We start from the raw sequence: 20,710 nt of genomic DNA on the forward strand, positions 1-20,710 counted from the left end.
GCACCCACCGTGGCGGGCGCGGGCCGGCACCCGGGGCCCCCGGTGCGCCCGGATACGCTGCGGCGAGTGCCGGTGCCACGGTCGCCGTGGAGTAGGGAGAACGATGAACGCCCTCAGGCTGCTGCGACGTGGCGCGGGGCGGCTGCTCCCCGCCCCGCTGATGCGGGGCATCCACGAGGTCCGCAACCGCGGCCGGGCGGTCGGCCGGGCCGGCGGCCGCGCCGGCAAGCTGCGGGTCGCCCTCCTGGGCGGGCAGTCGCTCGTGCGCCCCGAGCTCGAGCGACCCGGCGCGGGGTCGGCCGTCCAGGTCCGGGTGTCCGACCTCGACGACGCGACCGTCGCCCTGCGGCCCCGCTCGCGCGATCTGAAGGCCTTCGAGCTGGTCTTCGACGAGGGCCTGCACCTCCCCCCGCCCGAGATCGACGGGCCGCTCGCCCGGATCGCCGTGTTCGGCGCCAACATCGGGCTGCCCCTCGCCGACCTCGCCGTGCGCTACCCCAGCGCCCGCCTCCTCGGTGTCGAGCCCGACCCGGACAACGCAACGCTGGCCCGGCGCAACGTGGCCGATCTCGGCGACCGCGCCACGATCGTCGAGACCGCGGTCTGGCACTGCGACGCCGAGCTCGCGGTCACCTGGACCCAGGACGCGTGGGGCCTGGACCTCGCCGAGGTCGGCCCCGGCGGAGCGGACGACGCCGAGACGATCACCGCGGTCGACGCCGGCCGGCTGCTCCGTGAGTTCACCGGCGGCCCGCCGGTCGACTACCTGCTGGTCAACATCGAGAGCGCCTGGTACGAGCTGCTGCGGCACGGCGACTGGACCCGCGACGTCACCTGCATCAAGATCGAGATCCAGGACCACTACGACGAGGCCGTCCCGATGCTGGAGCGCCTCGGCTTCCGTGCCCGCCTCGAGCACCTGGGATGGGGAGCGTTCGCGGTCGGCGTCCGACCCGACGTGGAACCCCGGCCCACCGGTCGGGTCACCTCCTACGTCGAGCGGGCCCGCCACTCCTCCCGGTGGCGCCGGGACGCCGCACGCGACCGGGCCGCGCAGGCCCGCGCGTTCGGTGAGCGGACCGTCATCGCCCGTACCGGTCGCCGGACCGCGCCCACGAGCCGGATCCTGTGCTACCACACCGTCGGCATGCCCTCGATGGGAGTCAACGACGTCTCCCTGCGACGCCTCGAACGCCAGCTCGAGCAGGCCCTGGACGCCGGCTACCGGTTCGTGCCTGCCGCCGAGCTCGCCGCCGACCCCCTGCCCTCCCCCGGCGAGGACCTGCGCCTGGCCCTCACGTTCGACGACGGGTTCCGCAGCATCCTCACCACGGTCGAGCCGCTGCTGCGCGGGCTCGGCATCCCGTGGACCGCGTTCGTGGTCAGCGGGTTCGCCGAGGGCCGCAAGGGCCACGACGACTTCCTCGACTGGCGCGAGATCTCCGGCCTCGCCGAGCGCGGGGTCACCATCGCCAGCCACTCGGTGACCCACCCGAACTTCCGGCTGCTGTCGGGCGGTCAGATCGTCGACGAGCTGGAGCAGTCCCGCGCCGCCCTGCGGACGAACCTCGGCCTCGACACGCCCGAGTTCGCCATCCCGTTCGGGCAGTCCGGCAACTGGACACCCGCCGCCCATGCCGCGGCCGAGGAGGCGGGATACCGCACGGTGTACGCCCAGTCGGTGGAGCGCAGTCCCGACGGTACGGTGCCGCGCACGTTCGTGACCAAGTTCGACGACGACCGCATCTTCCGCGCAGCCCTCGCCGGAGCGTTCGACCGGTGGGAGGAGTGGTTCTGATCTCCCGACCCTCGTCGGACTGCCCCCGTCACCCCCGGCTGCGGGGAGACGGCGTCGGGTCGGCCTGCTGGTCCCCGTCGCGGTCCGGCCCCCGGGAACTCGCAGCCTGACCCGTCGCCGCCGTCGGCTCGTCGACGGAACGGTGTTCGTCGTCGCCGTTCCCGTTCGCCCGGGGGCGCGGGCTGGGCCGTTCGGGGCGCGGGGGTGGCCACGGCGTCGGCGTGGGCGGCCGGGGGGCGCCGGGTGCGCGGCCGGTCGGTGCGGGACCGGTCGGTCGGGCTTCGCCGGACGCGGGTCCGGCGGCGGGGCCGTCGTCGGCCTCCCGTCGCCCGGCCGGGTTCCCGTCGAACAGGTGCCCGTTACCCGGTTGGGTGTTGCGGGGCGGCCCGTACCCTGGCGCGCCATAGGACGGGCGGCCGTTCGGGGGGCGGCCGTTGTGCCGGTTGCCGTCCGCCGGATCCGGCTGCATCGGCTTCCCGGCCGCCGGCCCTCCGTCGGCCCGGTGGACGGGCCTCGGCGGACGCGGGCCGGGCGACGCACGGTCGGGTGGTGGGGGAGCTCGCCACGGTGCCGACGGACCGGGCGGGTGAGGAGGTGCCCCGGGGGCCGGGCCCGGTCCGTTCGGCGGGAACCCGGGCGGCAGCTGCCCGGGTGGACGCGCGGGTCCGCGACCGGGCACCGGCCCGGGGCCGCGGTACGGGCCCGGCGGCCCGACCTGGGGCCGACCCGGTTGCGGCGGCCGCATTCGCCCGTCGCCCGGAGCGGGACCGCCGCCTCGGTGGGGGCCGCCCGGCGGGGGGCGCATGCCGGGCCTGATCGGCGGACGCGGCGGCATCCCGCCGGGCGGGGGCGGGCGCATCCCGTTGGTCCAGGCGGGGCCGGGGACGCCGTCGGGGCGCGGACCGCCGCCCGAGGGTGCCGGTGCACGCCGCCGGACGACGGAGAACTGCATGGTGTCGTCGAGGTCACCGGGCAGGCGGAAGTAGGTGGTGGCCGCATCCATGTCGTACCGGTGGTCCGTGATCTCCTCGGTGTCGTCGGAGACGGCGGCTCCCCGGCGCCGCTTGGCCAGCCGGGTCCGCACCGCCGCGACCAGTGCGCGCCGCATCGACGGGGCGATGACGCCCAGTACGAGCAGGTAGACGACCAGGTAGGCCAGCGACTCGACGAACAGCAGCAGGATCCCCAGGAACGTCCCGTGCGTGTCGGCGCGGAGCACCTGCCGCTCCAGCGCGCCGATGGCCACCATCGCCACACCGGCCGCGATCGTGGGGGGTGTGAGCAGCCAGGCCATCCGCCCGGCCGAGAACGGCACGACGCGGCGTACCAGGACCAGCAGCACGACGCCGATCACGATCTCGCTGATCGAGATGGCCAGGCCGACGCCGAGCAGGCCGAGCGGGAGCAGCGCGGCGAGCAGGCCGATCCCGACCACCAGGCTGGTGACCGTGGTCCAGTTGAGCAGGCTGGACCGCCCGCTCGCCTTGATCACCTCGCTGCCCGAGGCCTGCAGCGCGACCCCGACGCCGTAGCCGGACATCGCCATGACCGCCAGCCCGGCGCCCCGCCACTCCTCGCCGAGCAGCAGCACCACGGCGGGCTCGCCGACGGCCAGGGTGAGCCCGGCGATCGGGATCGACGCCACCCAGATCCACTGCAGCGACCGCAGGAACGCGGCCTTGAGCCGCTCGGGGTCGCCCGCCACCCGGGAGAACGCGGGGAACAGGACGTAGGACCCGATCTGGACGATCGCCAGCGCCGGGATCATCGACAGCCGCTGGCCGTAGCGGTACTGCCCGAGCGTGTCGGCCTGCAGCGTCCGGCCGACCAGCGAGGTCTCCGCGCCGGTCCGGATGCGCCCGACCATGCCCTCCGCCAGGAGGGGGGCGGCGAACCTGGCCATGTCGCGCCAGAGCCGGTACGTCGGCCTGCCGACGCCGGGGCGCCACCTCGCCAGCCACCACGTGCCGACCAGCCAGACCGTCAGGCCCGCGTAGTTGGCGATGACCAGGGCCCACACCCCGTAGCCGGTGGCGGCCAGCGAGACGGAGACGACGGCATAGGCGAGCACCCGGCTGGGCTCGATGATGAGGCGCCGCTTGAAGTTGAACCGACGCTGCATGAGGCCGTCGGGCACGTTGGTGAGCGCGTGCATGAGCAGGGTGCCCGACGACACGGCCGCGATGACGCCCGCCGTGTCGTCCTGGAAGAAGTCGCCGACCAGCGGCGACACCAGCAGCGACGCGACGGCGAGCAGCGCGCCCGAGGCGGCGGTGACCCAGAAGACGGTGTCCGCGGCGTCGGTCACGCGGTCCTCGCGCTGGATCAACGCTCCGCGCAGCCCGCCCTCGGAGAAGCCGATGAGGAAGCCGGACAGCACGGTGCCCGCGGCGAACAGACCGATCTCCTCCGGGCTCAGGAGACGGGCCAGGATGAGCGTTTGCACCAGCGAGACGATCTGGACCAGACCGAGGGTGACCGCGGAGACGGCGGCGCCGCGGCGGACCGTCGTGGACAGCTCTCCGATGTCCGGGTTGCTCGTCGCCTCGAGGGTGGCCTCCGCGCTGAAGCGTCGTCGCCTCACGGGTCAGACCCCTTCGGGGGGTCGGCCAGCGATGATCACCAGGTGTCCTTACGGTCGGCCGCCGAACGGGTCCGGACATCCCCCGGACCGGCGTCGGGACCCCATTCTGACAGGAGTCCCACGCCGGCATGCGCCCGACGGCTCGCCCGGTGGCGCCAATCACCCGCCCGGTGCGCCCCGCGGTCAGGAGAACGTGACGTCCGCGGCGAGCGCCTCGCGCAACCGGGCCCGGTACTCGGCACGCGGGACGCGGTACGCACCGAACTGCCTGCTCATCGGCGTCACCATGAGTGTGTCGAGGAGCACGAAGCCGCGTTCCTGCAGGTGGCCGGTCAACCACGCCAGTGCGACCTTGCCCGCGTTGCTCTCCAGGAAGAACACGCTGTCACCGGAGTAGAAGCCCCCGATCGCGACCCCGAGCTCGCCGCCCACCAGCTCCCCGTCGCGCCACACCTCGATGCTGTGCGCGTGGCCGGTCTCGTGCAGCGTCATGTAGACCTCCCGCACCTGGGGCACCAGCCAGGGCCGGCCGCAGGTCGTCCGGCCCTGCACCGTCGCGCAGTGGTGCAGCACGTCGGCGAACGCCTTGTCGGTGGTGACCTCGAACCGGCCCTGCCGCAGCAGGCGGGCCGGCGTCCGCGGGACGTGGCGCCGGTCGTCGATCGGGATGACGGCGCGCCGGCGCGGGGCCGTCCAGCCCAGCCGACCCCATCGGTGGCACGTGATGTGCCGCCCGGCCCGCAGGTGGTCCAGGAACTCCTCGGCCGTCGGACCGCCCCGCAGCCGGGCGACGGTGGCGATCACCGGGCGCAGCACCGGGTCGGCCAGCTCCTCGGCGTGGCGCTGCGTCGCCACCGCCCCGCGCTTGACGCCCCTGGCCACCGTCAACGGCACGCCGCCCCGACGGCGGAGCGCGGCGAGCGGCGAGCGGGGGTGCGGATCAGCCGAAGGTGACATCGAGGGCCAGGGCCTTCTCGAGCAGGGTCTCGTACTCGTCGCGCGGTACCCAGTAGGGCGCGAAGGGCCGCGTCGCACCGGAGACGCCGTGGGTGTCGCACAGCAGGAAGCCCCGGGACCGCAGCCGCATCAGCAGGTGGGCGAAGGCCACCTTCCCGGCGTTCGGCTCGAGGTAGAAGGTGCTGTCGGAGGCGAACATGCCGTTGACGACGACGCCCAGCTCACCTCCCACCAGACGCCCGTCGCGCCACGCCTCGACGCTGTGGGCGTGGCCGAGGTCGTGGAGCCGCAGGTAGACCTCCTGGGCGTCGGGGCTCAGCCACGAGTCGTCGACGCGGTCGCGGCCGCGCACGGTGGCGCAGTGCCGCACCACGTCCGCGAACGCCGTGTCGTAGCGGATCTCGAAGTCGCCGCGGCGCACCAACCGGGCGACGCTGCGCGGGATGTGCAGCCCCTCGTCGATCGGTACCAGCGCCCGCTGCCGCGGGGAGACCCACTTCGAGCCACCCCACCGGTTCACGTACAGGAACCGCCCGGCCCGGTACTGCTCCAGGAAGTACTCGGGCGTGGAGTACCGGGTGTGGCGTCGCAGCCGGGGGAGGGCGGTGCGGGCGACGGGGCGGACCAGCGCGGCGGAACCGTCACGCAGCGGCCGCAGGACGCCCTTCACCATGGTCAACGCTGACACGGACGGGAACCCTACCGAGGTCACCCGATCCGGTCACAGCGGGATCGATCCCCCGTTCGGGGCGGTGGGCCCGCTCACCGGCGGCCGGCGTCGACCTGCTGGTAGAGCCCGTCGATCCCGCGCGCGGTGACCTCGGCGGAGAAGTGGGCCTCCACCCGCGCCCGGCTCGCCGCACCCATCGCCGCGCGGGTGTCGGGGTCGGCCAGCAGCTTCTCCAGCGCGTCGGCGAGGCGCTCGGGATCCTGCGACGGCACGACGAACCCGGTGGCACCGTCCTGGACGGCACGGCCGATGTCGCCCACGTCGCTGGCGACGACCGGCAGGCCGCTCGCCATCGCCTCCAGCACCGACAGCGGCATGGCCTCCCACCAGGACGGCAGGCAGAAGACCTCGGCCTCGGCGTAGGCGGCCGCCATGTCGGCCGGGTCGCGGGTGCCGAGCAGGCGGGTCCACGACGGCAGGCCGTCGCGCACCGCGGCCTCCGCATCGGGCCCCTCGTCGGGGGTGCCGCCGAGCAGGTGCAGCTCGTGGTCGACGCCCCGCTCCCGCAGGATCACCGACGCGGCGGCCAGGTCGAGCACGCCCTTGCGGGGGGTAAGCAGGCCCACGTAGAGGATGCGCGGCGGGCGGCGGGCGGCGTCGCGCTGCGGGAGGTCGCCGAGCGGCACCCCATTGTCGACCAGGCACACCTTGCCCGCGGGCAGCACCGTGCGCAGCGCCTGCTCGCCCGCGGTCCACACCGCGACGACGCGGTGGGCGGGGAGCATCGCCGCGCGCATGAGCACCCGGTTGACGCGGCCGCCGAGCCAGGTCGCGATGTTGCCGCCGTGCGCGTGCACGACCACGGCGGAGCCCCTGGCCCGCGCCGCCCAGGCCAGCAGCGCGGCCCGCAGCACCGTCACCGACGGCGCGAGGGCCGAGTGGATGTGCACGACGTCGTGGTCGGCCGCGCGGCGCCACACGGCCAGCGCGTCGCCGAACGTACGGCGCAGGTTGCCCGCGGTCAGCCGCCCGCCCTCGGGGACGCCCGCGTGCGCGACGTTGAGCAGGGTCACCTCGTGGGTGTCGGCCAGCGCACCGCCCCGCAGCATCTCCAGGAACGTCGGGATGCCGCCGCGGTCGGGGGCGGCCTTGCCCACCAGCAGGACGCGGAGCCGGCGCGGGACGGCGCGGGAGGCGGTCACGGGGGCGGTCATCGTTCCTTCCGCGCGGAGCGCAGCCGGTCGGCCACGGCGGCGCCGACGCCGGCCCAGAAGCCGATCCCCCACCCGAGGTGCATCGCCAGGAACGCCGGGGCGACGTAGGACCGCTCCGCGGCCCCTCCGAGCGGGCGGGCGGTGTGCACGGTCGCGGCGGCGACGGCCGCGGCGTAGGGCGCCACCATCGCGGCGGCGACGCCGGGACGCCGCAGCGCCACCGCCGCCGCCCCGGCCAGGTAGGCGACGAACGCGGGCACCATGACGTGCCGCGGGCGCATCGACCGGGGGTGCTTGACCGCCACCGCGACCTTGCCGCGCCCGTAACGGCGGTACTGGCGGTAGAGGTCGGCCACGGTCTGGCGGGAGTGCCAGCGGATCGCCACGGCCGGGTCGAACAGCAGGCGGTGCCCGGCCCGGCGCAGCCGGTAGTCGAACTCGAAGTCCTCGTTGGCGACGAGACCCTCGTCCCAGCCGCCGAGCTCGCGGATGAGCGCCGTGGGGTAGGCGCCGAACGGGATGTGGTCGACCTCCTGGCGCCGCTCGCCGTGGTGGTAGACCGACCCCCCGACGCCGAAGGGGCTGCCCAGCGCGGCCGCGATCGCCCGGCCCGCCGGGGTGACGCCGTGGCCGTCCTTGCGCCCGCCCACACCGCCCCAGCCGCCCTCGCGCAGCAGGCCCACGACGGTGCCGACGTAGCCCGCGTCGATCGTGGAGTGCGAGTCGACGCGCACCAGCCAGCGCCCCCGCGCCGCGGCGAGCGCGATGTTCAGCGACACCGGGATGCCGCCGCGGGGGTTGGTGTGCAGCTCGACCCTCGGGTCGAGCTTCGCGGCAGCGGCAACGATGTCGGCGGTGTCGTCGGTGGTGGCTCCGTCCACGACGACGACGACCTGCAGGTTCTCGTAGTCCTGGGCCTGCACGGCCGCCAGGCAGTCACCGATGAACCCGGACTCGTCGCGGGCCGGGATGATGATTGTCACCAGGTCGTCGACCGCTCGATCGGCCGTCATGATGGAGCTCGTGCTGGCGTGCGTCGCCGTCACCACCTCGGGAGTAGCTGGTCGGAAGTGCCGAGAGGACCTTACTGGTCGGCTCCCGGACCCTCCCGGGGCGACCCGTGATCGCTCACCGCGACCTACGGGAGCGACGCGGCCGGTCCACGGCCCACCCGTTCGGCGCTGTCGTGTTTGAACCGCCCGGGGCGGGTGAAGAACTATCTGACCCGCAGTCACCGTATTTCACCCAGGGGTGGACCTGTTCACCTGTTCGAGGGATGTGGCATCCGACGCAACATCCTCGGACCTGAAACGTCTTTAGACCGAGAGGCGATAGGCGTCGCAAGTGCCCGGGCATGCGTTACGGGGGACCCGGGCCGTGTAAGGAGGAAGTCTTGACCGAAGTGATCGACTCATCGGGGCGGACCGTCGCCCGGGCCACACCGGCCCGCCCGGACCAGCCGGGGGATGGTCGCGCGCGCACGACGTTCCGGGCGGTGGTCGCCACCTCCGACCTCGTCGCCGTTGCGCTGGGCACCGCGGCCGGGGTGTGGGTGGCCGGTCCGGTTCCCGCGATCGCGGTCGGGATCACGACCCTGCTGGCGATCGCCGTGTCCCGCCGGCACGCCTGGCGCTTCGCCCCGTCGGTACTGACCGACCTGCCGAGCGCCGCGCTGATCGTGGCGGTCCCCACCGGGCTCGTCGCCGCCGTGCTCGGACCGGTCCTGGACGGGGAGCCGGCCGGCGCCATCGTCACCGGGCTCGGCACGCTCACGCTGCTCGTCATCGCCCGCACGGTCGTCTTCGCCGTCATCCTGCGCCGCCGCAACGCGGGCCGCGACCAGCTCCGCGCCCTCGTCGTCGGATGTGACGACACCGGTGTCCGGCTCGGCCAGACCCTCACCCACCAGCTCCGCTACGGCGTCACCGTCGTCGGGTACGTCGACGACGACCGCCCGCTGCTCGCCGACCTCGGCCCCAAGCTCGGCTCGGTCGAGGCACTGCCCGAGCTGGTGCGCGAGCACGGCGTCGACCTCGTGCTGGTCGGCTTCGGGGCGCACAGCGACGACAAGGTCGTCGACGCCGTCCGGGACCTCGGCGCGTCGCCGGTCGAGGTCTACGTGGTGCCGCGCATGTACGAGCTGCACCAGATGCACCACCACAACCAGGCCAGCGAGCTCGTCGACGGGATCCCGCTGGCGCGGCTGCGCCGGCCCGCCTACCGCAGCGCGTCGTGGCGGCTCAAGCGCGTCATCGACGTCGTGGTCTCGGGCGTCTCCCTGCTCGTCGCCGCCCCGGCGCTCGCCGTGATCGCCGTCGCGGTCCGCCGCGAGACCGGCCCGGGCATCATCTTCAAGCAGGAGCGGATCGGCCTGAACGGCGAGCCGTTCACGCTGTTCAAGTTCCGGTCGCTGCAGCTCGCCGCGGGCGAGGGCGACGTGCGGTGGAGCATCGACACCGACACCCGGCTGGGCCCGGTCGGCAAGTTCATCCGGGCCAGCAGCCTCGACGAGCTCCCGCAGCTGGTGAACGTCCTCAAGGGCGACATGAGCCTGGTCGGCCCGCGTCCCGAGCGGCCCTACTTCGTGGAGCGGTTCAACGAGACGATCCCCGGCTACCGCTACCGCCACCGCGTGCCCGTCGGCCTCACCGGCTACGCCGCGGTGCACGGCCTGCGCGGCGACACCTCGATCCACCAGCGCGCCCACTTCGACAACCTCTACGCCGAGTCGTGGTCGCTGTGGCTGGACCTCAAGATCGCCGTCTGGACGGTGCGCCAGCTCGTCCCGCGCCGCTCGCCCGAGGCCCACCTGCCCGTGCCGGCCCCACCGACCATGGACGACATCGACCCGTCGGTGGACGCCGACACGGTCCGGCTGCCCTACGTCGCGCCTGCGCGGCAGGCCGACGCCACGATCACCGGCAGCGAGGCCACGGTCGTCATCCGCCGCAGCGCCTGAGGGGCGTCGCCTCTCACCTGCCGACGTCAGGCCATCCCATCCATGCGAGTTCTCCAGATCATCGACTCCTTCTCGTTCGGCGGGGCCGAGCGCCTGCTCGCCACGCTGAACGGGGTCGCGTCGCAGGCGGGGCTGGACCTGACCGTCGCCAGCCTCTCCCCGCACACCCCCGAGCGCACCGCCAGCCTCCCGCTGCTGCAGGCAGCGGGGCTGCGGCCGAGCTTCGTCGGCGTGCGCAAGCTGCTCGATCCGACCGCCATGCCCAAGCTGGTCTCGGCCATCCGGGAGTCCGGCTGCGACGTCGTGCACGCCCACCTCGGCACGTCGGCCACCCTCGTGCCGCTCGCGGCCCGGCTGGCCGGCGTGCCGTGTTTCAGCACGCTGCACCACCTCCCCCGCCGCCAGCCCGAACGGCGTGACAGGCTCAAGTCCCGGCTGTGCATCCGGTCCGCCGAGCGCGGCGCCGGCCTGATCTTCGTGTCCCGGGCCGCCCGCGACGCCGCCGAGCGACTCCACGGCCCGGCGCGCCCGTCCTGGACGGTGCTGCACAACGGCGTCGACCTCACCGCCTTCGAGCCCGCGGACCACGGCCCGCCTCCCGAGCTGCCCGCGGACCTCGGCGTCCCCGCCGGTGTGCCGGTCGTGTCCGTCGTCGCGGCGCTGCGCGCAGCCAAGGGCCACGAGGTGGCGCTGCGGGCGTGGGACGAGGTGCGTCGCCGGGTGCCCGGTGCCGTGCTGCTGATCGTCGGCGACGGCGTGCACCGCGCGGCGCTGGAGTCCGTCGCCGGCGACGGCGTGGTGTTCGCCGGGTCCCGGGAGGATGTGCCGGCGATCCTGCGGGCGTCCACCCTCGCGCTGCTGCCGTCGCTGACCGAGGCGCTGCCGACCTCGGTCATCGAGGCCGCCGCCGCAGGCATCGCGACCGTCGCCACCACCGTCGGCGGCACCCCGGAGATCGTCGACCACGGGCGCACCGGGCTGCTCGTCGCGCCCGGTGATCCCGTCCCGCTCGGCGGCGCGGTCGTCGAGCTGCTGCTGGACCCTGAACGCCGTGCCCGGTACGGCTCGGCGGCACGTAGACTCGCCACCGAGCGGTTCGACCTCCGCACCTGGGCCCGGCGTCTGGCGGAGATGTACGACGGCGCGCTCAACGCCCACCCCCACCGCGCCGCGGTGCCACGAGCACCGCAGCAGAAGGAGTCGACGTGAACGAGCAACGGCTGACCCGCCGGCAGCTCTTGTGGATCGCCGTGATCGGCCTCGTCACCGGCGTGGTCGCCCTGGCCGCCACCTCCTACCTCGTCGGCTCGAGCGACCCGCTGTACCGGGCCGAGGCGCAGGTCGCGCTCGTGCCTGCCGCCGGGATCCCGGCCGAGGAGGTGCCCTCCTACTGGGAGGCGCTCGGCGGCGGGCAGGCGGGCAGCATCGCCGCGGAGGTCCTCCAGCAGCCGCAGTGGGCCGACCAGGCCGCCGCGGTCGCCGGTGTCGATCCCGCGACGGTCACGGTCACCGCCGGCGTGGTGGACGCCACGAGCCTGATCGACGTCACGGTCGAGACCACCAGCCCCGAGGGCGCCGAGGTCGCCGTCGACGCGCTGATCGCCGCGGCCACGCCCACCGTGCAGCGGGTGTCGGGCCCGTACGCGCTCGACATCGTCCAGCCCGCGGCGGGCACGGCCGAGGCGTCCGGCGTGTCGGCCACGCAGCTGCTGATCGTGGTGTTCGCGGGCGGGTTGCTCGTCGGCTCCGGGGTCGCGCTGCTGGTCACGCGGGCCCGCCGTCGTCCCGAGGACGACCGTGGCGCCGTGGTGGACGACGACTGGTCGGCAGCCATCCCGGAGCGCGTCACGAGCAACTACCGGCCGCGCGCCCCGGTGGAGGAGCAGGTCACCGGCCGGTACCCGTCGGCCCGGTGACCACGGCCGCCACCCGGCCGCCCGCCGGGGGCCCGCCCGGTCCGGCCCGCGAGCCCGAGGCCGCGCCCTCGTTCGTCGAGCGACTCCTCAAGCCCGCCCGCCCGCTGCGGCTCACACCGGGCCAGGCCGGTGCGCTGGCCGCCGGGATCGGCGGTTTCACCCTGTTCGTCGGGATCGTGCTGGGCCCGTCGGTGGGCCTGCTGTTCCTCGCCGCGCTCGTGGGCTCCGCGGTCGCGGTCGTGGCGCTCGTCGTCCCGTGGGTGGCGCTGGGCCTGATGGTGATGCTCGAGTTCGCCAACGTCAGTGGCGTGTTCGAGGAGCGCTCGCCGGTCAGCATCTACACCGCGATGCTCGCGCTGGGCATCATGTCGGCGCTCGTCGCGCTCGCCCGGCCGCAGTACCGGGCCCGGATCCGCACCCGATGGTGGCTGCCGGTGGCGCTGTACGTCGTGTACATGGTCTCGCAGGTGCCGTCGACGTTGCAGAGCGCGGCGCCCGAGGCGAGTGCCAACTCGCTGGACAACATGATCAAGGATGGCGTGTTCCTCGCCGTCATGCTGCTGCTGATGCAGCTCGCGAACCGCCCCTGGATGGTAGGCGCTGCGATCGTGCTCGCGATCGCCCCGATCGCCGGGCTGACCGCGATCAACCAGTACGTGTACGACAACGGCACCACCTTCGGCGGCTTCTCCAACATCGCCTCCACCGCCGGGGCGTCCATCGCGGCGGCCCGGCACGCGGGTCCGCTCCCGGACTCGAACTTCTGGGGCCGGTTCCTGGTGCTCGGGCTGCCGTTCGCGTTGGCGTTGGTGCACCGGGCGGGTCAGGCCGGTCACCGGCTGGCCCAGGTGCTGTGGATCGGCGCGGCCATGCTGGTCGGGCTCGGGCTCTACCTGACCCAGTCCCGCGGCACGTTCCTGGCCGCGGCGGTCGCGGTGCTCGTATGGATCATCGCCAGCGGCCCGACGGTGCGGCGGTACGCCCTCTACCTCACCCCGGCGGCGCTGGTCGGTCTGCTCATCCCGGGTGTCGGTGACCGGCTGCTCACCATCACCGAGACGCTGTCCACCCCGGCCTACGCGGCCGATGCCTCCATCATCGAGCGCGGCAACGTGCTCGAGGCGGCCATCTCGGTGTTCCGGGAGAACCCGCTGCTGGGCACCGGACCCGGCTCCTTCGGCTCGGTCATCACCGAGTACGCGGCGCTCGCCGGTACCGGCCCCACCGGCACGATCACGGCCACCCACAACCTCTACCTCGAGATCGCCTCCGAGTCCGGGCTGGTCGGCCTGGCGGGCTGGTTCGTGTTCTACGGCGGGGTGGTCGCGCTCGGGGTGTCCGCGGTGCTGCGACTCGCCGGCGGCAGGCGCGACGGCAGGCACGGCGTGCCGTCGCGGGCCCTCGCCGCAGCCGGTGTGGCCGCGTTGATCGGCTGGGGCGCGTCGAGCATCTTCCTGCACCAGTCCTACTCCCGGACGCTGCTGGTCATCTGCGCGTTCGTCGGGTGGATCTACAGCACCTCCCGCAGCGAGGCGTCGCTACGGCGCCCGGCCGCGGCCGACGCGACCACCGCGGCCGCCGTCGGACTCCGGTTCGGCATGGTGGCCACCGCCCTGACCACCGCGCTCGCCTGCGTCGTCGCCGCCGCGCTGTACGCGGTGATGGAGCGTCCCACCTACGTGGCCACGGCCGAACTCACGATGCAGGCGACGGCCGACACCTATCCCGGGTACGCGCTCGACGTCCGCAGGCGCGTGCTGTTCCTGCCGACGTTCGCCGCCGTCATCGAGGGTGGCCTCGCCCAGTCCGCCACGACCGTCACCGGGGACCCGAACCGCGGCACGATGACGGTGCGCTCGGTGGCGGCGGATCCGGCCGAGGCCGTCGCTCTGCGCGACAGCGCGGTGCTCCAGGCGGACGGGATCGTCGAGGGGAAGGGTCTGGGGTCGGCCTACGACGTCATTCCCATCGCGATCGACGAGGTCACCGAGCAACGGCCGCTGAGCAACACGACGCTGCGGGTCATCGCCCTGGCCACGCTGTTCCAGATCGGGTTGGTCGTGGCGGGCTGCTCGTGGTTCCGCAACCATGGACGGCGGGGCGCCCGGTTCACGTAGTTCGTCACGAAGCCTGCTGCTCGGGGCATCCGAACGCTCCAGTACCTTCGGCCCATGCGTGCTTCCCGTACCCGGTCGTGGCTGCTGGGAGTGGTGACAGTCGCGCTGGCCCTCACGGCCTGCTCGGCGGAGCCCACCGACCCCCCGGCGGCGGGAGACGGGTCCGACGAGGTGACACAGCCGATCATCGGTCCCGACTTCTCCACGATCTTCGCCGAGGGCGACTCCCCCTGGTACACCGAGATCCCCGTGGACGCCCCGATCGACCCCCGGTCCGAGGAGTTCGTCGCCGAACTGGTCGAGGACGACTCGAACCCCGTCGTGTCGGTGAACGGCTGGACGATCCCGGTCTACGAGGCCGATGCCTCCACCCCGCGATACACGGTCGAACCCACCGAGGACTACCTGCCCGGCTGGGCGCTGCAGGACGTGCCGATCCCCGACGCCGCCGCTCCCGACCCCCAGGACGACGGCCACATGGTGGTCGTCGACCGCGAGGAGGGTTGCGTGTACGAGTTCTGGCAGGCCCGGCGCGAAGGCTCGGGCTGGACGGCTTCCTGGGCCAACGCCACGCCGACCGACGGTGACGGGATCTATCCCGACGGTCTCAGCTCCCGCGCGAGCGGGCTGTCCTCGATCGCCGGGCTGATATGGCCGCAGGAGCTCGCGGCGGGCGAGATCGACCACGCGCTCGCCTTCGCCTACCCCAACACCCGCGACGGCGGCCCCGTGCCTCCCGCCACCGCGAGTGACGGCAGGACGGAGAGCGACACCGCGCTGCCCGAGGGCGCCCGGCTGCGGCTCGACCCGTCGATCGACATCGAGGCGCTGGGGCTGTCCCCCGCGCTGGAGGCGATCGCCGAAGCGCTGCAGACCTACGGCATGATCCTCGTCGACACCAGCGGCGGGATGGCCCTCAACGCCGCCTCACCGCAGACCTACGAGAACTATCCGTACCCGCCGAGCTGGTCGGCCGACATCTGGGCGGACCTCAGCGCGATCCCGTTCGAGTCCATGCAGGTGCTTCCGGTCGGTTCCCAGACCGAGCGCAACTCCGGGCCACCGGCGATCAACCGCTGCAACGAGGGCGCCCTCCAGGGCGGGGACGACGACGAGTAGGTCCTCGACGAACGGTCCCGGGTCCGAGCACCACCACGGTCACGGCACTGCCGGGCGCCGGTCACCGACGGACGCATGCACGTCGTCGACAGAACGACGTCATCCGATCGAGGTAACGATTCGAACCGGGAGACTACGCCGCGTGACTCGACATGCAGCGCCGCCGGCCCCCAGGCGGCACGCAGCGCCGGACACCCCCAGGCCGGCCGCACCCGGGCGAGCGGCCTCGAAGCGGCACGCGGCCACGGCCACCCTGCGGCGGCACGACCTGTCGAGCGTCCTGCTGACCATCGGCTGTGTGGCCGCGCTCACCGGGATGCTCCTCGCCGTGCCCGTCCTACAGGGACCCGACGAGCCCGAGCTCCCCGAGATCCGGGCGTCGGAGCTCTCGGTCGTGGTGCCCGAGATCCCCTCCGACGTCGCCGACCTCCCGCAGTCGCTGCTCGACCCGCCCACGACCGAGACAGCGGCCCCGGAGACCTCTGCCGCCGCGCCCTCGGCCGCAGACCCGGAACCACGGTCCGCCGCCGCCGGTGGCGGCGGCGGCGGGGGCGGGGGCCTCGGCAGCGCCGAGCTGTTCGGCGGTCCGAGCAGCCCGTGGGTGCAGCGCCTCGCCGCGAACGCGCCGCTCGATCCGAACTCCGCCGAGTACGTGCGCGGGCTCAACGCCGAGACGTTCAAGATGGCGATGGAGGAATGGTCCATCCCCATCTACTACGCCGACGCCTCCACCCCGCGCCACGACGTGCCGCTCACGGTCGACTGGGCACCGGTCGGCACGCTGCGTGACGTTCCACTCCCGAGCGAGGCCCGGGCCGACCCGATGGACGACGCGCACCTCACCATCGTCGACCGTTCCACCGACTGCGTCTACGAGTTCTGGGGCGCAGCCGGATCGGGTGGCGGCATGTCGGCGCGCTGGGGCAACGCGATCCCGGCCGACAGCGACGGGATCTACGACGCCGGGTTGGCGACGCGTGCCTCCGGCTTCTCGGCCGCGGCCGGGCTGGTCACCGCCGAGGAGCTGCGCCGCGGGTCCATCGAGCACGCGCTGGTGTTCGCCTACCCCGACACCCGGTCCGGCGGTCCGGTCGCGCCCGCCACGGAGAGCGACGGCCGGACCGACAGCTCCTCGGCGCTGCCGCAGGGCGCCCGTGTGCGGCTCGACCCGTCGATCGACCTCACGACGTTCGGGCTGAACCCGGCCGAGCTGACGATCGCCCGGGCGATCCAGCGGTACGGGATGATCCTCGGCGACACGAGCGGCGCGTTCACGATCTACGCCGAGCACCCGCAGAGCCTCGGGGGCGGCGCGTACTCGGGCCTGCTCCCCCAGCAGACGTCGCTGGACATGAGCAACATCCCCACTCAGCACCTCCAGGTGCTCGACCTGCCGGCGCAGAGCGACAGGGACTCGCGGCCCGTCGGCAACCGCTGCAACGGGTACTAGAGCCGCGCGCCGCGTGGTCGGCTCAGGCCTTCCGCAGCCACAGGCTCGCGTTGCCCATCGTGTTGCGTGCGCTGGGCGCGCACATCGCCAGCGGCAGGGCCTCCGTCACCGCCCCGGCGTGCTTGTGCGCCATGTAGGAGTTGAAGTACACGATCGAGAACGCCTCGTTGTACTGCAGGAAGGCGCGCAGGAAGTACGCCTCGTTCCAGGCCCTGCCCTGTTCCAGCCAGCCCGACGGGTACTCGAACGGCCACATCACGTCGTGGACGTGCACGATCACACCCGACCGCAGCAACGGGAGGATCCGGAAGAGCAGGTGCAGTACGTCGCTGTCGGCCTTGGCCAGGTGGGAGGAGTCGATGAACAGGAAGTCCCCGGCCTCGAGCGAGGTGAAGACGTCGTCGGGCACCTCCTGCACGGGCTGCCGCAGGACCGCACACCGCGTCCGGTCGGCTTCGCTCAGTAGCCCCAGCAGGCGCTCCGGGTAGGGATCGATGAACGTGAGCTCGAGGTTCCCGTCGAAGAACCGGTCGTCGACCTCCAGCATGGCGGCCGACGAGAAGCCCGAACCGACCTCGACGATCCGCCGGGGCCGGAAGACCCGCATCATCGAGTAGAGGACGACGCCGTCGCCGTAGGAGTAGAACGGGTTGTCCAGGTGGTAGCGACAGCTCTCGGACGGATGCTCGGCGAACGGCATCTCCGGGTAGTGCTCGGCGAAGTCGGCGAGGAGGCGCAGCTGGCCCTCCTCGTGCAGGACCACGCCGGGGATGTCGTCGACCGACCGGTCGAACACCCGACCGGCGTTGCTGCGGATGTGGTCGATGTCGGGGATCGGCGAGTAGAAGTGCCCGGGCGGCGCGTACCGGATGAACTCCTTGTTCCGCGACCTCATCAGCCCGTACCAGATCTTGGCGTCCAGCAGGGGTCTGCGCACCCGGCGCAAGCCCGGACGCGACAGGACGGACCTGACCGACATGCTGTTCTCCCATCTCAGGGTCGACACCCGCGGGGTCGAACGAGTCCCGGACCGTGCTGGTCCGCCGGGCGTCTCGGCACACCCGGGGGCCCTGTGGGGCCGAGCGGGCCGGACGACGACGGCGATCACCCGGGCGAGTCACCAGCGCCACGAGCGGGTGACCGCCAGAGCGGCGCCAGTGTAGGTGGCTGCGATCACAGGATGGTCCGCGGCCCGTCGGGATCGGCACCGAGCACCGGCGCTCCCCGGCGAGAGGTTTTGCGAAACCCCCACGCATCCGACGCCGGACGGGGATAGTGCCGGGCCGTGCACTCCGACGGCCAGACTCCGATCACGGTATGTAGTAGCCGCTTGACCTTGCGTGACACGGTCGCCTCGATCAGGGGGCTGTTCCACCGGGTCGGGTGCATTCCCGTGCGCAACTCTGGACTCCCTGTGCTCAACAGCATCAGCTGTCACAGCACAGCACACCTGGGGAGGCAGTCCGATGACCCGCACGCGTTCTGGAGGCAGACTCGCGGTAGCCGCCGCGGCGGTGGCCACCGTCGTCACGATCGTCGTCTACGGCACCGCACAGGCCACCGTGGCCGGCCGGTTCGCAGCGGCGGTCCCGTGTGGGGACGGGCTGGTCGGCTCCGCCGTCCGGGCCCAGTCCGGCACGACCGGCGTCGGTCTGGACTGCCTGCCCACCGACGACGGCCCGACGCGGTCGGCGCGACCCTACTTCGACGCGGCCGACTGGCTGTGGAACCCGGTACCGGAGGACCCCGCGCTCGATCCGCAGTCCGAGGCCATGGTCGCCCACCTCGCCACCGGTGACCACATCGCCAACACCGTCGACTTCGGCGTCACGCTGCGCGACACCGAGGACATCACCGAGGACACCCCCCGCTTCCCGGTCTCCTTCGCCCAGGAGGGGAACTGGGGCCCGGACCCCTTCGCAGGCGAGACGATCCCCATCCCCGAGGACACCCCCATCGCCCCCGGCTCCGACGGCCACCTCGCCGTCGCCGACCCGATCACGAACATGGTCTACAACCTGTGGATGGCGCAGGACGGCGGCGAGTCCTGGACTGCCGGCTGGGGGGCCATGACGCCGCTCGACGGCGACGGTCGCGAGGAGAACGGCAGCTCCACCGGCGCCGGGATCGCGCGCTACGCCGCCGTGGTGCGGGCCGAGGACATCGCGGCGGGCGAGATCCCGCACGCGCTGTTCTTCTCCACCAACATGGCCGCGCCGGACGAGGTGCGCTACCCGGCCACCAAGACCGACGGCAGCAACATGGACGGTGTCGACACCCCCATCCCCGAGGGGGCCCGGGTGCAGCTCGACCCGGCGCTCGACCTGGAGTCGCTGGGCCTGAGCGAGGGCGAGCTCACCGTCGCCCGCGCACTGCAGACCTACGGCGCCTACGTCGGCGACAACGGCGGGGCCCGGATGGGGTTCCTGTTCGAGTACGTGCCCGGCTCCTCGGTGTACTCCGACGCCGGCATCGAGGGCGACTACGCCTCGCTCGAGAGCATCCCGTGGGAGCGGTTGCGCGTGCTGGAGGACTGGAACGGCGGCCAGGAGCCCGACGCCGACCCGCCCGCCGACCCGTCGGAGGGGCCGGCCGACGAGCCCCGCGAGCGATCGGGCACACCCCCACCCACCCGCTCCGCTCCCGCCGACGAGCCCCGCGGCGACGAGCCCCGCAGCGACGAGCCCCGCGGCGACGAGCCCCGGGCCGACGAGCCGACCGGTGAGCCACGTGGCGGCGAGCCCCGGGACGACGAGCCCCGGGACGACGACCCCGGAGCCCCCGGCAGCGGCGACCGGCCCCGCAGCATCCCGCCCACCGGCGACGACCCCACCCCGTCCACGACGCCCGGCGGGAGCGGCAGCACGACCGTCGAGCCCCTCCGCGACATCGGCGAGCCCACCGGCGATGCCACCGGTGCGACCCTGACCGTCGGCGACGGCGGCGACCACTCGTCGATCCAGGACGCCGTCGACGCCGCGGGACCGGGCGACACCGTGGAGATCGCCGAGGGCACCTACGACGGCTTCTCCGTCGACACGCAGGGCACCGCGCAGGGATGGATCACCATCCGGGCCGAGGAGGGCGCCGAGGTGGTCGTCGAGGGCGGCGGCGGCAGCGACCAGGGGCTCGTCGACATCAACGGCGCCGCCTACCTGCGGCTGATCGGGCTGTCGGTGCGGGGCTCCGACACGCACGGCGTCTACGGCGCCGGCACCGACCACGTGGTGCTGCGCGACTGCGAGGTGGCCGGTTCCAGCGACGGCGGCATCGTGGTCCTCGACAGCACCGACCTGCTCGTCGAGGGCTGCGAGGTGCACGGCAACAACGCCCGCGGCACCAGCGCGTCGAACGAGGCGCTCAGCATCGTCAACACCGACGGCTTCGAGATCGTCGGCAACGACGTGCGCGACAACGGCGAGGAGGGCATCGACGCCAAGTACGAGGCCCGCAACGGCATCATCCACGGCAACCGGGCCACCGGTAACCGCGGACCCAACATCTACATCGACTCCGCCCACGACATCGAGGTGATCGGGAACCTGGCGGCCGGTGCGACCGAGGCCAGCAAGTCCGGCATCGGGCTGGCCGTGGAGAACTACTCGGACACGCTGCGGCTGGCCGACATCGTCATCCGCGACAACCGCATCGAGGACAACGCCGGCGCGGGGGTGGACTTCTGGATCGAGGGCTCGGGCACGATGTCGAACATCACGGTCGAGAACAACCGCTTCTCCGGCAACGGTCGTGGGGCGATCACGTTCGCCACCGACAGCTTCTCCGGGGAGAACCGCATCGTCGGCAACATCTTCACCGGGGGTGACGAGCCGCCGGGCGAGCGCGAGGGCTTCCGGCTCCTCGACAACGCCCTGACCGAGGCCGTCGGGGACACGCTCGGCGGGCTGGGCGGCGGGCGGTGACCGCGG

At 73.4% G+C, this 20,710-nt stretch carries 14 protein-coding genes; 8 read left to right on the top strand and 6 right to left on the bottom strand.

The window, feature by feature from the left end; genetic code table 11:
• Positions 1–103: 103 nt before the first annotated feature.
• Positions 104–1,798 carry a polysaccharide deacetylase family protein gene (locus Q1K26_RS21660; protein WP_300016051.1) on the top strand — a complete coding sequence of 565 codons (1,695 nt, stop codon included), beginning with the start codon at positions 104–106 and terminating at the stop codon, positions 1,796–1,798.
• A 28-nt stretch (positions 1,799–1,826) separates the two neighbouring features.
• On the opposite strand, the gene Q1K26_RS21665 is transcribed toward Q1K26_RS21660, so the two are convergent.
• The 5 genes from Q1K26_RS21665 to Q1K26_RS21685 form a co-directional block, all read right to left on the bottom strand.
• On the bottom strand, positions 1,827–4,382 hold the full coding sequence (locus Q1K26_RS21665) for an oligosaccharide flippase family protein (RefSeq protein ID WP_300016054.1): 2,556 nt from the start codon (positions 4,380–4,382) through the stop codon (positions 1,827–1,829).
• 183 nt (positions 4,383–4,565) lie between these two features.
• A complete protein-coding gene (gene aat, locus Q1K26_RS21670; protein ID WP_300016056.1) occupies positions 4,566–5,339 on the bottom strand; it encodes a leucyl/phenylalanyl-tRNA--protein transferase in 774 nt (257 codons plus the stop codon).
• On the bottom strand, positions 5,323–6,027 hold the full coding sequence (gene aat / locus Q1K26_RS21675; RefSeq protein WP_300016059.1) for a leucyl/phenylalanyl-tRNA--protein transferase: 705 nt from the start codon (positions 6,025–6,027) through the stop codon (positions 5,323–5,325). The genes aat (Q1K26_RS21670) and aat (Q1K26_RS21675) overlap by 17 nt, the downstream gene beginning before the upstream one ends.
• 74 nt (positions 6,028–6,101) lie before the next feature.
• Entirely contained in the window at positions 6,102–7,223 is a 1,122-nt protein-coding gene (locus Q1K26_RS21680; RefSeq protein ID WP_300016062.1) for a glycosyltransferase family 4 protein, read from the bottom strand.
• Entirely contained in the window at positions 7,220–8,236 is a 1,017-nt protein-coding gene (locus Q1K26_RS21685) for a glycosyltransferase (RefSeq protein WP_300016065.1), read from the bottom strand. The genes Q1K26_RS21680 and Q1K26_RS21685 overlap by 4 nt, the downstream gene beginning before the upstream one ends.
• 389 nt (positions 8,237–8,625) lie before the next feature.
• Between Q1K26_RS21685 and Q1K26_RS21690 the strand changes: the two genes are divergently transcribed.
• From Q1K26_RS21690 to Q1K26_RS21715, 6 genes are all read left to right on the top strand, one after another.
• Positions 8,626–10,182, top strand: a complete 1,557-nt coding sequence (locus Q1K26_RS21690) for a sugar transferase (protein WP_300016281.1) — start codon at positions 8,626–8,628, stop codon at positions 10,180–10,182.
• Positions 10,183–10,224: 42 nt separating this feature from the next.
• Positions 10,225–11,391, top strand: a complete 1,167-nt coding sequence (locus Q1K26_RS21695; protein WP_300016068.1) for a glycosyltransferase — start codon at positions 10,225–10,227, stop codon at positions 11,389–11,391.
• Positions 11,388–12,098: a hypothetical protein gene (locus Q1K26_RS21700; protein ID WP_300016071.1), complete on the top strand. Its 711-nt coding sequence runs from the start codon at positions 11,388–11,390 to the stop codon at positions 12,096–12,098. The genes Q1K26_RS21695 and Q1K26_RS21700 overlap by 4 nt, the downstream gene beginning before the upstream one ends.
• Positions 12,095–14,215, top strand: coding sequence for an O-antigen ligase family protein (locus Q1K26_RS21705; protein ID WP_300016074.1), 2,121 nt, complete (start codon positions 12,095–12,097; stop codon positions 14,213–14,215). The genes Q1K26_RS21700 and Q1K26_RS21705 overlap by 4 nt, the downstream gene beginning before the upstream one ends.
• A gap of 54 nt (positions 14,216–14,269) precedes the next feature.
• Positions 14,270–15,334 carry a hypothetical protein gene (locus tag Q1K26_RS21710; RefSeq protein WP_300016076.1) on the top strand — a complete coding sequence of 355 codons (1,065 nt, stop codon included), beginning with the start codon at positions 14,270–14,272 and terminating at the stop codon, positions 15,332–15,334.
• A gap of 298 nt (positions 15,335–15,632) precedes the next feature.
• Entirely contained in the window at positions 15,633–16,784 is a 1,152-nt protein-coding gene (locus Q1K26_RS21715) for a hypothetical protein (RefSeq protein ID WP_300016079.1), read from the top strand.
• Positions 16,785–16,806: 22 nt separating this feature from the next.
• Here Q1K26_RS21715 and Q1K26_RS21720 read toward each other — a convergent pair whose 3' ends face one another.
• Positions 16,807–17,763 (bottom strand): class I SAM-dependent methyltransferase, encoded by a 957-nt coding sequence (locus tag Q1K26_RS21720; RefSeq protein WP_300016082.1) that lies wholly within the window; start codon positions 17,761–17,763, stop codon positions 16,807–16,809.
• Between the two features lie 535 nt (positions 17,764–18,298).
• Between Q1K26_RS21720 and Q1K26_RS21725 the strand changes: the two genes are divergently transcribed.
• Positions 18,299–20,704: a right-handed parallel beta-helix repeat-containing protein gene (locus Q1K26_RS21725; RefSeq protein WP_300016085.1), complete on the top strand. Its 2,406-nt coding sequence runs from the start codon at positions 18,299–18,301 to the stop codon at positions 20,702–20,704.
• Positions 20,705–20,710 lie beyond the last annotated feature (6 nt).

Source organism: Pseudonocardia sp. (assembly GCF_029263155.1).
GTDB lineage: Bacteria > Actinomycetota > Actinomycetes > Mycobacteriales > Pseudonocardiaceae > Pseudonocardia.

Excerpts from the sequence above, each read along its gene's own strand:
- Q1K26_RS21660 (WP_300016051.1), top strand. The coding sequence starts at position 104 with ATGAACGCCCTCAGGCTGCTGCGACGTGGCGCGGGGCGGCTGCTCCCC.
- Q1K26_RS21720 (WP_300016082.1), bottom strand. The coding sequence starts at position 17,763 with ATGTCGGTCAGGTCCGTCCTGTCGCGTCCGGGCTTGCGCCGGGTGCGC.
- Q1K26_RS21680 (WP_300016062.1), bottom strand. The coding sequence starts at position 7,223 with ATGACCGCCCCCGTGACCGCCTCCCGCGCCGTCCCGCGCCGGCTCCGC.
- aat (WP_300016056.1), bottom strand. The coding sequence starts at position 5,339 with ATGTCACCTTCGGCTGATCCGCACCCCCGCTCGCCGCTCGCCGCGCTC.
- Q1K26_RS21710 (WP_300016076.1), top strand. The coding sequence starts at position 14,270 with ATGCGTGCTTCCCGTACCCGGTCGTGGCTGCTGGGAGTGGTGACAGTC.
- Q1K26_RS21695 (WP_300016068.1), top strand. The coding sequence starts at position 10,225 with ATGCGAGTTCTCCAGATCATCGACTCCTTCTCGTTCGGCGGGGCCGAG.
- Q1K26_RS21685 (WP_300016065.1), bottom strand. The coding sequence starts at position 8,236 with ATGACGGCCGATCGAGCGGTCGACGACCTGGTGACAATCATCATCCCG.